15 protein-coding genes are annotated in these 15,259 nt (G+C 41.7%); 10 read left to right on the plus strand and 5 right to left on the minus strand.

All coding sequences use genetic code 11. The annotated features are described in order from the left end of the window. Positions 1 to 194: 194 nt before the first annotated feature. On the minus strand, positions 195 to 1,961 hold the full coding sequence (locus MHN81_RS16570) for an amidohydrolase (RefSeq protein ID WP_239426252.1): 1,767 nt from the start codon (positions 1,959 to 1,961) through the stop codon (positions 195 to 197). Positions 1,962 to 2,032: 71 nt separating this feature from the next. Here MHN81_RS16570 and MHN81_RS16575 point away from each other — a divergent pair, with 71 nt between their 5' ends. Both MHN81_RS16575 and MHN81_RS16580 read left to right on the plus strand, forming a co-directional pair. Then, positions 2,033 to 2,716, plus strand: coding sequence for a response regulator transcription factor (locus MHN81_RS16575; RefSeq protein WP_239426253.1), 684 nt, complete (start codon positions 2,033 to 2,035; stop codon positions 2,714 to 2,716). After that, complete coding sequence (locus MHN81_RS16580; RefSeq protein ID WP_023398217.1) at positions 2,709 to 3,863, plus strand: HAMP domain-containing histidine kinase; 1,155 nt, start codon at positions 2,709 to 2,711, stop codon at positions 3,861 to 3,863. Before MHN81_RS16575 ends, MHN81_RS16580 begins: the two co-directional genes overlap by 8 nt. A gap of 8 nt (positions 3,864 to 3,871) precedes the next feature. Here MHN81_RS16580 and MHN81_RS16585 read toward each other — a convergent pair whose 3' ends face one another. After that, positions 3,872 to 4,330: an OsmC family protein gene (locus MHN81_RS16585; RefSeq protein WP_023398216.1), complete on the minus strand. Its 459-nt coding sequence runs from the start codon at positions 4,328 to 4,330 to the stop codon at positions 3,872 to 3,874. Positions 4,331 to 4,461: 131 nt separating this feature from the next. On the opposite strand from MHN81_RS16585, the gene MHN81_RS16590 reads away from it, so the two are divergent. Next, entirely contained in the window at positions 4,462 to 5,370 is a 909-nt protein-coding gene (locus MHN81_RS16590) for a LysR substrate-binding domain-containing protein (RefSeq protein WP_239426254.1), read from the plus strand. Positions 5,371 to 5,685: 315 nt separating this feature from the next. Next, a complete protein-coding gene (locus MHN81_RS16595) occupies positions 5,686 to 6,615 on the plus strand; it encodes a hypothetical protein (RefSeq protein WP_023398214.1) in 930 nt (309 codons plus the stop codon). Positions 6,616 to 6,817: 202 nt separating this feature from the next. Here MHN81_RS16595 and MHN81_RS16600 read toward each other — a convergent pair whose 3' ends face one another. Further along, positions 6,818 to 7,093 (minus strand): SelT/SelW/SelH family protein, encoded by a 276-nt coding sequence (locus MHN81_RS16600; protein ID WP_023398213.1) that lies wholly within the window; start codon positions 7,091 to 7,093, stop codon positions 6,818 to 6,820. A gap of 38 nt (positions 7,094 to 7,131) precedes the next feature. Then, on the minus strand, positions 7,132 to 8,025 hold the full coding sequence (nhaR, locus tag MHN81_RS16605; protein ID WP_036975377.1) for a transcriptional activator NhaR: 894 nt from the start codon (positions 8,023 to 8,025) through the stop codon (positions 7,132 to 7,134). Positions 8,026 to 8,169: 144 nt separating this feature from the next. Between nhaR and MHN81_RS16610 the strand changes: the two genes are divergently transcribed. The 6 genes from MHN81_RS16610 to arfB all read left to right on the plus strand — a co-directional run bounded on the left by MHN81_RS16610 (position 8,170) and on the right by arfB (position 14,011). Further along, entirely contained in the window at positions 8,170 to 8,463 is a 294-nt protein-coding gene (locus tag MHN81_RS16610) for a hypothetical protein (protein ID WP_239426255.1), read from the plus strand. Positions 8,464 to 8,863: 400 nt separating this feature from the next. Further along, entirely contained in the window at positions 8,864 to 10,132 is a 1,269-nt protein-coding gene (locus tag MHN81_RS16615) for an efflux RND transporter periplasmic adaptor subunit (RefSeq protein WP_023398210.1), read from the plus strand. Positions 10,133 to 10,141: 9 nt separating this feature from the next. Next, a complete protein-coding gene (locus tag MHN81_RS16620) occupies positions 10,142 to 10,831 on the plus strand; it encodes an ABC transporter ATP-binding protein (RefSeq protein WP_023398209.1) in 690 nt (229 codons plus the stop codon). A 13-nt stretch (positions 10,832 to 10,844) separates the two neighbouring features. After that, positions 10,845 to 12,173, plus strand: coding sequence for an ABC transporter permease (locus MHN81_RS16625; protein WP_023398208.1), 1,329 nt, complete (start codon positions 10,845 to 10,847; stop codon positions 12,171 to 12,173). Positions 12,174 to 12,187: 14 nt separating this feature from the next. Further along, positions 12,188 to 13,393: an FtsX-like permease family protein gene (locus MHN81_RS16630; protein WP_023398207.1), complete on the plus strand. Its 1,206-nt coding sequence runs from the start codon at positions 12,188 to 12,190 to the stop codon at positions 13,391 to 13,393. A 204-nt stretch (positions 13,394 to 13,597) separates the two neighbouring features. Beyond that, a complete protein-coding gene (gene arfB, locus MHN81_RS16635; RefSeq protein WP_023398206.1) occupies positions 13,598 to 14,011 on the plus strand; it encodes an alternative ribosome rescue aminoacyl-tRNA hydrolase ArfB in 414 nt (137 codons plus the stop codon). On the opposite strand, the gene MHN81_RS16640 is transcribed toward arfB, so the two are convergent. After that, a complete protein-coding gene (locus tag MHN81_RS16640) occupies positions 14,001 to 15,254 on the minus strand; it encodes an ATP-binding protein (protein WP_023398205.1) in 1,254 nt (417 codons plus the stop codon). The two genes, arfB and MHN81_RS16640, sit on opposite strands and share 11 nt — an antisense overlap. Positions 15,255 to 15,259 lie beyond the last annotated feature (5 nt).

The following is a 15,259-nucleotide window of genomic DNA, read 5'->3' on the forward strand; positions in this document are numbered from 1 at the left end:
AGCCTTTATTCAGTATATTTAAACAATAAAATGTAATTTATCGCAATCAGATTGTTGAGTAAGTGTTTAGTCTGTGTTGTAAGAGTAAAAAAGTGACTTTATTCGTAATTTAGTGGTAATCAAAACTGATTTTAACGGAGGGGTTGTTGCTTTGATGTAATAAAAGGGGCTTACGCCCCTTATTAAAGTGTTGCTTATTTTTGATAAACGATTTCACCATCAAGTAGCGTCATCACGACTTGGGTATTGGCTATTTCTTTTACCGTGCTATCGAATAAGTTTCTATCTAATACGATTAAGTCTGCAAGTTTACCGACTTCAAGGCTGCCGACTAGATGTTCTTGTCGCATGGCAAAGGCGCTATTAAGGGTGTAGGCCTCAAGTGCTTGCGTTAACGTAATGGCCTGTGGCGTGCGCGTCATTGCATTGCTGATACCAATAAAGGGGTTAAATGGACTGACATTCCAATCACTAGATAATGTGAGGGTTGCATTATTGTCTACCAAGCTTTTTATTGGCACTAAATCTTGAGAGCGCTCGCTACCAAGTAAAGGGATATTTTCTGGCCAGTGACTTGGGTCGGTAAAGTCACCTGCAACCTGCGCATCAGCTATTACACCAAGTTTGGCAAAACGTGCGTAATCAGCAGGGTCAACGACTTCTAAATGCGTTAATCTGTGTCGAGCTGCGCCAGAAGAAGCATTTTCTATGGCGTTGAGCGCTTCATGTATACCTCTGTCTCCAATTGCATGGATATTAAAATCAAAGCCTGTTGGTTCAAGTGCTTTTATATACTTTTCTAAGCGAGCTTGCGTGAAGTAATTGAGCCCTTTGTTACCATCCAGTTCTAACCAATCTTGGTGATAGGGTTCGTGCATTGCAGCAGTAGTATTGATCAATATCCCATCGACATAAAATTTGACTTGATTAACCTTTAGCAAGCTAGCTGGATCGGCTTGGTAGAGAGACTTGAGTTTACTTAGTTGAGTGGCATCATTCATCTGCGGATATGCCCACAAGCCCAAATGTGTTCTGAGTGTGAGCTTATCTTCATTCGCTATTTTTAGCCAAGTATCTAAGTGCCCACGCTGCCAGTATGTTCTAGCATCGCTAATCGATGTGATCCCAGCTTTGTTAAGTGCCGGCATCGTATACTCTACCAGTCCCAAATAATCGTTTTGCTGGGTATTGGTGAGTGAGCGCATGGCAAGCTCCATGACCTGGTTTCCAGCATTATCGTAGAGAATACCATCCAGATTACCTTGCTCATCCCGGCCAATTACGCCGCCAATAGGGTCTAGACTTTCGGTATGAAGCCCTGCTAACTCAAGCGCTTTACTGTTTACCCACATGGAATGTGACGTCTGTTCCATAATAATAACTGGGCGATTAGGGACCGCTTCGTCCAGCACTGCTATGGGGTTATCTTCCATTTCTAATAGTGTGCCAATAGCGTGTCCGTAACCAATTAGCCATTCTGCATTCGGATTTTGGAAAGCGGCTTCTGCAACTAAGTTGATGTAGGTTTGCGCTGAAGTTGCTTCTGGAATTGTAAACTGGGTTGCGTCAGAGCCTGATTCCAGAGGGTGCATATGAACATCATGAAACCCTGGCATCACCATTTTGCCTTTGAGATCGATAACTTGGGTATTGTCACCGATATATTGTTGTGCCTGATCACTGGTTCCGACAAATACAATTTTATTATCGGTTATTGCAATTGCCTGAGCCCAAGGGGCTTTTTCATTCACAGTATAAATACGGCCATTGATGAAGACCATTGTCGAATGTGTTTGTTCTGGTTGCGATTGAGATTGCGATTGTTGAGGCTGAGCTGTTGTACTGTTTGCTGTATTGCTATTTGTGGGACTATTAGCTCCAGAACTTGAATCTGAATTACACCCTGACATACATAGGCCAGCTACTAATAACGGAATTAAAGACATATTTGTGACTCGCATAGTTGACTCCTGTTTGATGGCACTACAATATCAGTGGCATGGTAACCACAAGGTAACAGTGTAGAGGTTTAATGCTCGTTTTGCTGGTAGAGGATGATACTTCCTTGGCAGCCCAATTAATTGACTTTTTGCAATGCGAGGATATCGAGGTGGATTATGCCACGTCTATTTCGAGTGCAAAAGAAATAGCTGCTAAAACAAGGGAATATATTAATTATGACGCCGTGATCCTCGATATGGATCTGCCCGATGGCAGTGGCTTGAGTTTGCTATCTACACAGATATTGGGTCAAGGTGTACCGGTATTATTTTGTACTGCTGCCACATCACTTGACGATAAACTCGCTGCTTTTTCTGCAGGTGCGCTCGACTACATAACTAAACCGTTTGCTTTACCTGAACTGGCTGTTCGGTTAAAGATATTAGCGCAAAAAAAGCCATCAAGTCGCACTGAGGTTTTTAAAGTAGATACTTTAGAGGTTGATTTTAGCTTGAAAATTGCGAAGCGTAACGAACGAGTTTTGGTGTTGTCTCCGCAGCAGTGGCAACTTATATCCTTGCTGGCCAACCACAGCCCTATGCCAGTAAGTAAAGATCAGATCTTGAACTATATCTGGCCTGATCAAGATGTGAACAATAATATGTATAAATCATTGTTAACGCGTCTGCGCCGCAATGTATCTAAACATGATGAAGTGGAGTTGATCCATACTATCAAGAGTCAGGGGGTAGTGCTAAGGAGCGAAGGTGATTAAGCAACAGAGCTTTGCGCGATATTTCACAGTCAGACTAGGCATTTTTTTTGTAGTGTTTATTGCCCTTTGGATCCAAGTTGCAACTTGGGTTTATCACTTTGCATGGGATGACACGACTGAGCACTACCTGTATCAGGACTTAGATTTAGCGCTGAGTGGCCAATTATCAATGCCTGTGATAAGCGACGAGAAGTATATTGGTATACTGGCTAATATGCCCGTTGAGTTTCAACATATATTGAGCACACATGATGTGGAGTTTGAACATACGTTTCTCCTGCCAAGTGCAACTGGGGATATGTATATACTCAAAAGTGAAGGGCACAGTGGAGAGCCGCTGTACGTTATTCATTTTTTCTCTCATCAGAACTCGCCCAGTTTGTTGCCTATTTTTTTGATTTTGAGTGGCTTTATGTTGTTCCCTACGGGGTTTTTAGCGTGGCGGATATGGCGCTCAATAAGCCTAGATATTAATGTGCTAAAGTACAGCTTGGAAAAAGATAATGAGCACACAATTAGATTTGTTGAGTTAGCTGAAATCCAATCCTCACTTAAAATGGCAAGGTTTGCGCAACTACATGCACAGCAGCAAGAGCGCTTATTTTCTTCTTTTTTAAGTCATGAGGTGCGTACACCGCTCACGAGAGTAAACAATAGCATAAGTAGGCTCCAACAAATTGATGATATACCACTTGATGCACTGGACGTGATCGATGAACTTGAGGCTGGGCAGCGTGAGTTGGCTGAGACGGCGGATGCGGTGTTGTTATTGTGCCAGCCAAACAAAGCTAAGTTAGAGTGTAAAGCGCTTTTACCGATATTATCTCGATGGCAAAAGCAGTGGGCGCAACGGGGTCTCGAAATAGAGCTGTTGGGAACTGAGCAGATATCAGAGCAAACAATCCAACCAAAACTCTTCTGGTTATTATTAACTCAAGTGGCTAAAAACGCGCTTCAACATGGTGACGGAAAGTTGATTGTTAGGTGTTTGAAACATGGCTTAGAATTTGAAAATGCACGAGATTGTACACGAACAAATTCAGGGCACGGGCTTGGCAGCAAAATTATCATGCAAGTATCTGAGTGTTTTGGCTGGAAAGCAGCAGTGCACTCTGGAGACAGGTACATGCTGCGTGTGTTGTGGTAGACGAGTCGCTATTCAACTTTTATCTCGGTATAGACGGAGTTTGCGATAAAACAAGCCTCATGGGCTTGGTGATGCAGGTTATCAACTGTCTGTTTATCTATGGATTCTGGTTGCTGCCATTTAATGCGAGGTTTCAATATAACCTCTGTCATCGCCATTTTCCCATGCGCATTGTTGCTCATAATACCTGTTGCACTGTCCTCATAAGATTCCACTATATAACCTGACTTTGCAGCGAAGTGTAAAAAAAACAACATGTGGCAGCTAGAAAGTGAAGCCACAAATGCTTCTTCGGGGTCAACATTGTCTGGTTTTGAAAAAGGTAACGGGACCACTGAAGGCGATGACGAAGCATCAATAGTGGCTCCCCCGTCAAATGACCACTTATGAGCTCTACTGTATTTAGCATCAATAAACACTTCTTCTGATTGGCGTTGCCAAAAAATAGTCGCTTGGTAGATAGACATGGATTCTCCTCAAAAAGTGATACGAACACATTAGGTTCACAAGGTTTAGTAAAGATGTGCTTAAGTATGTAATTGACAGGGGAATAATAGAAGCGATAATAACTCAAATTGACGTGAGCTAAATTCATATCATGAGCAGCTTAAATTTATCACTTACTGCATTACATACTTTCTCTATTGTGGCGAAAGAGCTCAATTTTACGGCTGCTGCGGGGGTGCTTCATATCTCGCCGAGTGCCGTTAGCCATCAAATGAAACTATTGGAAGCCCAACTTGGGATGAGCCTGTTTCATCGCAAGTCAAAAGGGGTGACATTAACTCAAGAAGCTGAGCGGTTAGCGGATCATGTTAACAAAGGCTTTAATCTGCTTGAATTTGGCATAGAGTCAACCAAACGAGCCAACACAACAGAGCGTGTTGTTCTTGCGGTGATCCCCTCATTATTGGAGCACTGGCTGATCCCTAAACTGGGAGATTTTTATCAACAATTCCCGCACATTGAGTTGCAACTAATTGCACAAGATCAGCTAATTGATTTTAATCGTCACCATGTACATGCGCATTTGCACTTTGGTCATGGGCAGTATCAAGGGTATAACTGTACTCACTTGGGCGCAGAGTGGATTTATCCAGTATGTTCACCAAATTACGCAAAAGAGCTAGGCAAAAATGCTGAGTTGTTGAGCTATCAGCATGGTATTGAAGACGCGCCAGGTATTATTGACTGGAATAATTGGTTTTCACATCAGTCAATAAATATGACAAGCCAACCAGTAAATCGAGGCTTTAGCCACGTAGGGCATACATTGACAGCGGCAAAATATGGACAGGGTGTAGCGTTAGGGTGGCACGTCATTGCGAGTGAGTTGATAACACAAGGTGCCTTGAAAAAAATGCAGTTTGAACCCATCGTGATGCCATTCTCCTATTTTCTGGTAACACCCCATCAAACTCATCAAAGCAACGCGTTGCAATGTTTGCTTCAGTGGCTGCAATTACAATTTGCAGATTCGCGCCCATGTGTTGTTTGTGACGAATAAACTCAGTGGTTTTAATCGCTCCCTAGTGGATGCTAACTTCTATGTCTATTTGATTGCATGAAATATTGTTCTACGTAGTGAATTCATTATGTTAAGTATATTAGAGGAGTAAATGCAGAGTGGCGGTAAGTGCTTATATCATTAGTGAAATGCTTTAATATTATCCAAAGTTTGCAATTTACCCTCGATGTATGGCTAAATTTAGTGTACAACTTTTAACAGTTTGTCTTGTCTATATAGATTAGATTACAACGTTATTCGTTGGCTCAAGGAAGCGTGTTAATTTTAGACCTAAAAGGTAGGTGTAGGTACAAGATGTCTCAAACAAAAAGTAATATTGCACTCGGTGTTGCATCAGCTGCATTCGCATTGACGCTGTATAGTCATTTTTCTTCTCAAACTAACGTTGAGGCTGCTCAAGTTGAACAGCATCAACCATCAGTAAATACGCGTCAGGTGTCTACTGAGCCTTCTCATATAAATAAAGCTTCTAAAAGTAAAAGCTATGATGAAATGGACAGCAGTGCATTGATCGCGCGTATTGAGTATTTAGAAGAGCGTCTGTTGGATATCGAGAATCAAGCTTACGGCAATGGGGCTGCCAGTGATGTGATGGAAGAAACTATCCTAGCGGTGCTGGAAGAAAAAGAGCGCAAAGAGCGCCAAAAGAGAAATGAAGATAATCCTGTATATGGATTCTATGAAGACTTACCTAAAGACTATGATCTGAAGCTAAAAACTGATCCGGAGTTCGCAAGTAAAGTCAGTCAAGATTTAAAAGGTAAGGTGCTGGATCAAACCCTCACACCACAGGAGCGCCTGTCGGCAATGGGTCAACTGCAAATGAATATGTATATTTTAAATCGCACACAAGATGAAATGTTCGATTATGAGACTGTCGACGCGGTACTTGAGATCAGTAGAAACAGCGCTGACGATAAATTAAAAGTACAAGCACTCGAAGTTGTCGCTCACTCTCCAGTGGTGGATAGTCGAATAGCAAAATCTTTGCAGGATATTATCGAAAAAGAACCAAACAAATATATGAAGACAATGGCGGCTGAAGGATTAATGGGGCAGTATTACCAAGCAGGTGAAAGCAATCCAGAAATGAAGCAACAATTGGCCAATGAAATCTTAGCTATGTACGACAATGCCAGTAGCTCAGAAGTACAGGCTGTGATGCAGCGTTTGATCAGAGACGGTGAGCTGTTAGAGCAGATCCGAAGAGATGCGGGAAGGTAATTAACGCTCCTTGACTACCAATTAGTCATTCCCTGTGCGGTCCTTAATTATTGTACCGCACAGTAAATTCAACGAGTTTAACTCAGTGAAATAGCCATAATTTTGATAACTTAATCCTTGCTCATTGAATACACCCCAATAAGCTATTTGCTATTATTCTTAATTGACCAACACAAGGGCGTTGTTTGTTAAGTGAGTCTTGCTACTTGTCAATATGGCCAAGGTCTCGGCTTGGGTCGAGTTTATCTCTTACCCGTCTTTTAAGTTCTTTGGCTTCTGGAAAACCACTATCTTGTACACGGCACCATATCAGATCGTTGTCATAGTAAATTTGAAAAACACCTTTACTCGCTGGCGCAAGTGCAACTTCTTTTAAATCTTGGCCAAATGTTGATAACAACTCTTGAGCGAGCCAGCCGCTTCTTAGTAGCCATTGGCACAATACGCAGTAGTGAATTGTGATTTTTGGTTTATTCATTTTTTATCAACTTCCACAGGAACAAGGGTAAAATATCATTATTCACCTTCACGCTGAGCATTTTGCACAAACTCTGAATAAATACTGTCTTTAATCAGCCTATCAGGTGTAAAGGCATAATAATGTTGATAGACATTTTCAATGCTGCCGATAAAAGTCACATCATAATGCCGTTCAATTTCTTCACGTATCGACAGTGGGGCCGGAAAAATACCAAACCCTTGCTGGCCCAGTGACTTCATCAAGGCACTATCGTCTACATGACCTGCGACAGACATTTCAATCTCTAAATCTTCGAGCCAATACTGGATAGCATTGGTAACCGGGCTTGCTTTCGCAGGTAAGATAATTGGCATATTTTTCAGTGTGCTAGGGTAGTTTTTGCTCAGTTTAGAATAGTATGATGAATTACCGTAGAAGCCTAGCTGGCTTTTACCTATTTCGTGACAAAATGCTTTGAACGGTGTGGAGCTATCAAGTGGCTTATCTGCTAAGACCAAATCTATTTTGTGTGTTGCCATTTGCGCCAGTAATTCTGATTGCTGTCCATCAATACAGTGCAAATTGGTGATGCGCTCATGTTTAATGAGGGGAGACAACCACTTTGAGACTAAGGATTTTGGCAAAGCATCCGAAATGCCTACTTTCAAAGTGCGATTTAAATTATCGAGGTCTCCTCGAGTTGTTTCCAACCACTCTTCCGCAACATTGAACATATCATTAGCATATTGTTGGGTAAGTTGCCCGTACTCCGTAAGCCTTAACCCTCTTCCTTCCCGGACAAACAACGATTTTCCCAGTCGTTGCTCTAGGCTAGTTATTTGCGCACTAATGGTTTGTGGTGTGAGGTGCAGTACCTTACTCGCTGCGGCAATGCTGCCTAATTTACTGACTTGCCAGAAATAATAAAGGTGGTTGTAGTTAATATTCATCATACTTCGTTAATTTCGATGTCTAAATAAGATTTAATCAGCTTTTATCTTTGTTTCCACCTTAGTAGATTTAAATCAACGGCGCAATCATTAATTTCACTAGAGTGTAGTGAAAAATGAATAATTATGAGCGAGGTCAAAGGTATGAAACTTAACTTAAGAATGACAGGTAAAGCATTAGGTAGTGTGGCGAATGCGAAAATATCAAAAATGATCAGTACCCAACTTGCTAAATATGTTACCAACATACGTAAGGTTAAAGTACATATTGATGACGTACCTTCGAAACTACATGGCACGCTAACCCAGTGCAGTATTGAAGTGTTGCTACCAGGTTTACCCAGCATATCTGTTAAAGCAAAGGGCAAAAACCTAGCTCAGGCTATCAGCCGAGCAGTGAGCAATAGCGAGACAGTGTTGACGCAAAAGCTATATTAAACACGCTGCTTCAAGTAACGGAAAAGCGTTTAATAGATGTATTTTTATCCTCTGATAATCTTGCGCGAATAGAAACTCCCAAGCACTTGCTGCGGCATGGAAGCTGCATCTTTTATAATCACTTCATATATCAATTTACGTACTCAAACACTTAATTTGTTAACTTGTTGCATTAAATATTTAATGCTAATTACGCATCGTTGACGTTCATGTTAATATTCCCATAGTCTAAATTTTCCCAGCTATTTTAATTAATTTGTTAAATGAGAAGTATTTGGACATGAAGGGGGCCCCTTACATATATTATATTTTAATAAAATGTTTATTTTAAGTGACATTTTGGGGCTGGTTGTGTATTTTAATCAATGAAAAGCAGTAACATAATGCTCAAGGAAGTAACATGACATATATATCGGATACTAGTGCCCAGGACACGCAAATAGAGAAAAAAAGGAACTATAAGCTCTATTTGGCTATCGCTGTTGGTATCGTTATTTTTTTAACTTTGATAGTGCCTCAACTATCAATTTGGTTTAGTGGAAAGAGTGCTGTGCGTATTGAAAGTATTCGCATTGCAGAAGTTCAAAAAGGGCAATTCGTACGTGATATCTCTGTTCAAGGGCGCGTCGTTGCTGCAAAACGCCCCACATTGTATAGCCCCGCTCAAGGTACAGTGACTTACCTAGTGACCCCCGGGGATACCGTTAATTTTGGGGAGCCGCTCGCTTTAATAGATAGCCCTGAGTTGACGAGCTTATTAGCACAAGAAAAATCTGAACTAACGCGCCTGAAAACGCAGCTTGAGCGTGAAAAAATTCAAGTAAAAAAGCAGGATCTTGAACAAGAAAATTATATTGGAAAAGCGCAAGTAGCCTTAAACGCTGCTAAGCGGGAAATGCGCCGAAATGAAGAAGGGCAAAAAAATCAGGTTGTCAGCGATATTGATTATCAAAAAGCCAAAGATGACTTGGAAAATGCAGAGCGAGAACACCGCTTAGCAATTAAAGAAGTCGCATTATTGAAAGAAAGTCAAAAGTTTGAAATTAAAACGCGCGCCTTGGAGCTTGAGGCGCAGCAGGTGATTGTGAACGAATTGCAAAGGCAGGTGGCAGCCTTATCTATTGTGTCTCCCGTATCAGGCATTGTAGGGAATTTAACGGTTGAACAAAAAAACTCGGTGACTAAAAACCAACCGTTGCTGAGTGTTGTCGATCTGTCTCAATACGAAGTGGAAGTGAATATCCCTGAGAATTATGCCGATGACTTGGCGTTAGGCATGGGGGCTGAGCTGATGCTCAATGGCACCACCTATCAAGGTGAACTCACCGCCATTTCTCCAGAAATTGTCAGTGGTCAAGTAGAGGGGAAAATTCGCTTTAAAGACAAAAATATCAAAGGGTTGAGGCAAAATCAAAGGTTGACCAGCCGAGTCGTCTTAGAGGAAAAAAATGATGTACATTTTTTACCTCGTGGTCAGTTTACCGAATCTGGAGGTGGACGCTATGTCTACGTTGTGCAAGATGACATGGCAGTGAAAAAGTCCATAAAGTTGGGTTCAAGGAGTTTAGGACAAGTCGAAGTTATTTCTGGTCTGGCAATGGGCGAGAAAGTGGTTATTTCTGACCTAAGCGTATTCAATGAAGCAGGAAGTGTGAGAATCGTTCAATAGGGGGTAGGTATGTTAAGAATGAGCAAGTTGGCTAAAACTTATCGTACAGATACGATCAAAACGAGGGCGCTGTGTCCGTTTGATTTAGAAGTAAAACAAGGTGAGTTTGTCGCTGTTGTTGGTCCATCGGGATCAGGAAAAACAACCTTTCTTAACATTACTGGGTTACTCGAAACCGCCAGTGAAGGTGAATACTGGCTGGATGGCTTGGAAGTTTCTACATTGAGAGATAAAGCTAAATCAAAACTCAGGAATGAGAAAATAGGCTTTATCTTTCAAAGCTTTAATTTAATACCAGAACTTAATATTTACGACAATGTTGAAATGCCTTTGCGCTATAGAAAGCTCTCGACCGCACAGAGAAAGCAGCGAGTAGAAGAAGCCCTTGAACAGGTAGGGCTTGTTAGTCGACAAAAGCATTTTCCCGCTCAGTTATCTGGGGGACAGCAGCAACGCGTTGCAATTGCTAGAGCGTTGGCTGGCTCTCCAGCGTTTCTCTTGGCCGATGAGCCGACTGGTAATTTGGACTCCAAAATGGCTGATGGAGTGATGTCATTGCTTAAAGAAATAAATAAGCAAGGGACTACCATCATTATGGTAACGCATGATCTAGACCAGGCAACACAAGCCAGCAGAATAATAGAAGTAAAGGATGGTGTCATTAGTGAAGTAGAACACTGCGCTCAAGAAATCGCATAAAGGTGACCCTGTTATGATAACTTACTACACCAAACTTGCCTTTTTGAGCTTGTGGAAAACGCGCTATATGAGTCTACTGGCGGTTATTGTAATCGCCGTCGGTATTGCTGCGACAATGACAACCTATACCATCAATCATATGATGACCAAGGATCCCTTGCCTTCAAAGTCGGACTCAGTATTTCTGGTAAGGTTAAACAACTGGAGTCCGGAAGCTGCCTATCGCAACCGAAACGAAGAAAACCCGCCTATTTATATGTCAGTGCAAGATGCTGTTAACTTAATTAATCACAATGAAGCGCAAGCACATATCCCGATTGCGGGATTTAAGGACATGTTAAAGCTGCCAGAGCAAAGTGCCGTTGATGCAAAAATGACCTTCGTCAGAAGCTCGACGACAGACTTTTTCTCGTCATTTGAAGTGCCTTTTTTGTATGGTTCAAGTTGGCCTAAAAGCAGTGACGACAGTGGTGAACAAGTTGTCGTGATTTCTAAAAAGCTCAACGCTGAACTGTTTGATGGGCAAAACTCTGTGGGGCGCGTTGTGCAACTTGGCGAACATCAATACACAGTTGTCGGTGTATTAGACGATTGGGCTATTCTGCCTCGTTTTTATGGTGAGTCCATGCGTGCGTTTAAAGCGCCAAGAGATATCTTTATCCCGTTTCAAACACAGTTAAATTTGGAGCTTTGGTCGTCAAATGTACAGGCATTTGAGTGCTGGAAAGATCCCGAAAATGCGTCAGTGAAAGCGTTGTGGGCATCTGAATGCGTGTGGGTGTTTTTCTGGGTTCAATTGAATAATGAGCTAGAAAAGCAAGAGTATATGGACTTCTTACAGTCGTATGTTGAACAGCAAAAAGCGTTGGGGCGCTTTCAAAGACCCACTTTAAACAAATTACAGTCCCCCACTGAGTATTTAAAGGAAAGACGCGCATTTTCGACTGATAGCGAGATAGCGGTTTGGCTTTCGATATGTTTTTTTGCACTGTGTTTATTAAACGCCATGAGCATTATTATGACCAAGTTTCAGGGCAAAGCTGGTGAAGTCGCCTTGCGTCGTGCTGTTGGGGCAAGTAGCCTGGATTTGGTTCATCAATATACTATTGAAACCGGAGCGATAGGGTTATTTGGCGGCATCTTGGGATTAGTCTTTACCCAGATTTGTTTATTTCTTTCTAGCCAGCTTTATACGCATTTGAGTAAAGATATTATGACTATGAGTGGCGAGTTGATGGCTTCTACAGTATTGCTATCTATTTTATCAAGCTTAGTTTTTGGTATGTTTCCCATAGTTAAGGCCATTAATGTTCAGCCGGCAACGCAATTAAAGAGCTTGTAAAGGAGATAATAAAAATGAAGGACTTATTACCTATTATCAAGTCACTGAAAAGCAACTATACGGCTGCTTTACTTTTTATTCTACAAGTGGCGATTACCTTTACAATACTCGTGAATGCGATTTATCTAGCTTTTGACAAGCGAGAGTTTATCGCGCGAGCTTCGGGACTGGATGAACAAAATGTGTTTTATGTTGCCGCTAACTTGCCTGTAGAGGAAGCTGCGCAACCTGCATTATTAGATCAAGATCTTGCCAACATTCGTGCTTTTCCTGGTGTCGAGAATGCGTCAGTATCATCGGGGATCCCTTTGAGTGGCTGGGGTCGATTGGTTGAGGTAGCAGTAAACCCTGATACCAAATACGATACGTTTTCGGGTTACTATGGAGGTGATTTGAATCTGTTAAAAGCGTTTGGTTTAGAGCTGGTGGCGGGAAGTGAGTTTAGCCCCAGCGCAGAGTTGAGTGTGCGCACTGAAGGCTACAGAAATGCGATTGATATTATGGTGACTAAAGCGCTTGCCAGATCTCTGTTTTCGGAGCAGTGGGAGCAAATAGTTGGCAAGACTATTTACATCAATAACCTGCCTCAGCGCGTTGTTGGTGTGATAGACACACTACAAGCAGCCTGGCCTTCATGGGTTGTAGTTGAGCATGCTGTGTTGGCCCCAGTAAAAGAGGCTGATAGCATAGTTCACTATGTGGTTAAAACTGTGCCGGGCCAACAAGATGATATTTTGACGCAAACGTTAGCGTATCTGATGTCTTTACACGGCAGAAAAGTTGATAATTTTGAAACCTTTACGGAAGTTAAATCACGGGCATATAGCGCTGAAAATGCCGCCAGTAAGACCTTATTTGGTGTTATCACTGGTCTATTGATTGTCACTGCTCTGGGAATTTATGGGCAATCCAGATATAGCATTGTCAAGCGCACTAAACTAATCGGTATTAGGCGGGCAATGGGGGCTAGTCGAGGTCAGATTATCCGGTATTTTGTCTTGGAAAATGTAGTTCTATGTTTGGTAGGCATCTTAATTGGCGTCTGTGCAGCTATTGTATTAAACAATGTATTCAGCAATGCGTTTGAGCTTGGCACCATACCATTAAGCTACCTATTTTATGGCAGTATCTGCACCATCATTTTGGGACAAGTAGCTGTTTTATATCCAGCAATTAGAGCTGCTCAGTTGTCTCCTGCTATAGCCACACGCACTGTTTAAGTGTATCTGGGTATTTAATTTTTACTGAAACACAGATTAAATACCCTACATTTAGCACCTAAGTTTGCTACAAATAGTCCATTCGATCGTATTTGTTTTGCTATAATACCGCCGTAACAATAACAAGCTGTGGTTATTTATGGTTATGTAAGCCGCAATTTGTCACGTTTATAAATAGGTATCAAATAAGGTTAGTTGATTGAGATGTTACGACTATCAAACAATGTGGAGCTATCTTCTTGGGAAATTGAGCTAACGGCTATTCGTGCGCAGGGTGCTGGGGGTCAAAATGTTAATAAAGTTTCCTCTGCAATACACTTGCGGTTTGATATAAAGCGCTCAACCTTACCCGATTTTTACAAAGAGCGTTTGTTGGCATTAAAAGATAGCCGGATAAATAAAGATGGTACAATTGTGATAAAGGCACAGACTTTTCGCACTCAAGAGCAGAACAAAGAGGATGCACTCAATCGGCTTAAACAATTAATTTTAGACGCAATCAAAGTAGAAAAGACGCGCCGACAAACTAAACCGACTAAAAGTTCTCAAAAGCGCCGTTTAGATACCAAAAATAAAAGAGCACAAACAAAGGTGCTAAGACGCTCGGTTAAGTTTTAAGTTTCAGTATAGTCGGCAATGAGACACTAAACGCGGCACCGCCAAACTGTGAATCTTCGATCCAACATTTGCCATTATGCCAGCCAAGGATTTTAGCGACAATTGCCAGACCTAGTCCAAAGCCACCTGTTTCTTTGCTGCGACTGGTATCAAGTCGTGTAAAAGGACTAAATACGTTATCGCGTTTGTCTATTGGTATGCCTGGTCCGTCGTCACATATTGATAAAATCACTTCTCCTTGGTGCAAAGACCTTAACTCAATAAATATTTGCTTATCGCCATATTTTTCTGCATTTTGCAGCAAGTTTTGTAATACGCGAGCGAGGTAGTGGTCATTACCATTGACAATGATATTTGGCTCAACAGCTTGGGTGATCTTTTTACTGGACGTTGCGGCAGATTTATTAATTTGCTCCTGTACAAGTTCACTCAAATTGACGTGCTCTTTGGTCATTTCACGTTCTGAAAATTCCAATCTGGCATAACTGAGCATTTCATCAATCAATAGCTCCATTTCAACGACATCTTGATTCATTGCATGTACTTGCTGAGGATCTTTGGGTGCAAGCATAGCGAGTGCAAACTTTAGCCTCGCAAGGGGAGTTCTGAGTTCATGCGATACAGCATTCACTAACTGTTTTTGATTTTGCATCAGGCTTGCCGTTTGCAGTGCTAATTTTTGTATATGCTGAGTTAGTGTAGAAATGGCAGAAAATCGCGAAGGCTTTGTCGCGATATCGAGTTTACCCGTCGCCAATTGTTCTGTGATCACTTTTAGTTGCTCAAGATCTCGCCAAAGCGGTCGCAACCAAAGGATTAATAGCAAGCCCAAAACAGAGAAAGAGATTAATCTAAAGCCATATTTGGTGAAAAAAGAAGCGCGATTAGGAGCGAAAGGACCGAGTTGTACGATACTCTCATCGTCGGACAGCAGCATGGATAATTGATAGTTATCATTGCTGTCAAATGAGATCACGACCTCATCGTTTTCAAGTGCCTTGCGCTGCTCTGGAAACCAAGCTACATCATTGATGTTGATGATATTTAGGGTTTCCTTCTGGTCGTAATGTTCAACGCCTACTGAGTTTAAAACATCTCTTAGATTAATCGCGACCTGTGTTGCATAGCTCAACTCACTTGGGGCTTGGTTGCCCCAATTTCGCCATATGTATTCACTGCTTTGGTTTATGACAATGATACTGACAAAAATAAAGAAATAGAGACTCGCTAATAGGCGGACCATATCGC

The sequence above is a fragment of the Pseudoalteromonas sp. Of7M-16 genome, assembly GCF_022347805.1.
In the GTDB taxonomy this organism is placed as follows: Bacteria; Pseudomonadota; Gammaproteobacteria; order Enterobacterales; family Alteromonadaceae; genus Pseudoalteromonas; species Pseudoalteromonas luteoviolacea_F.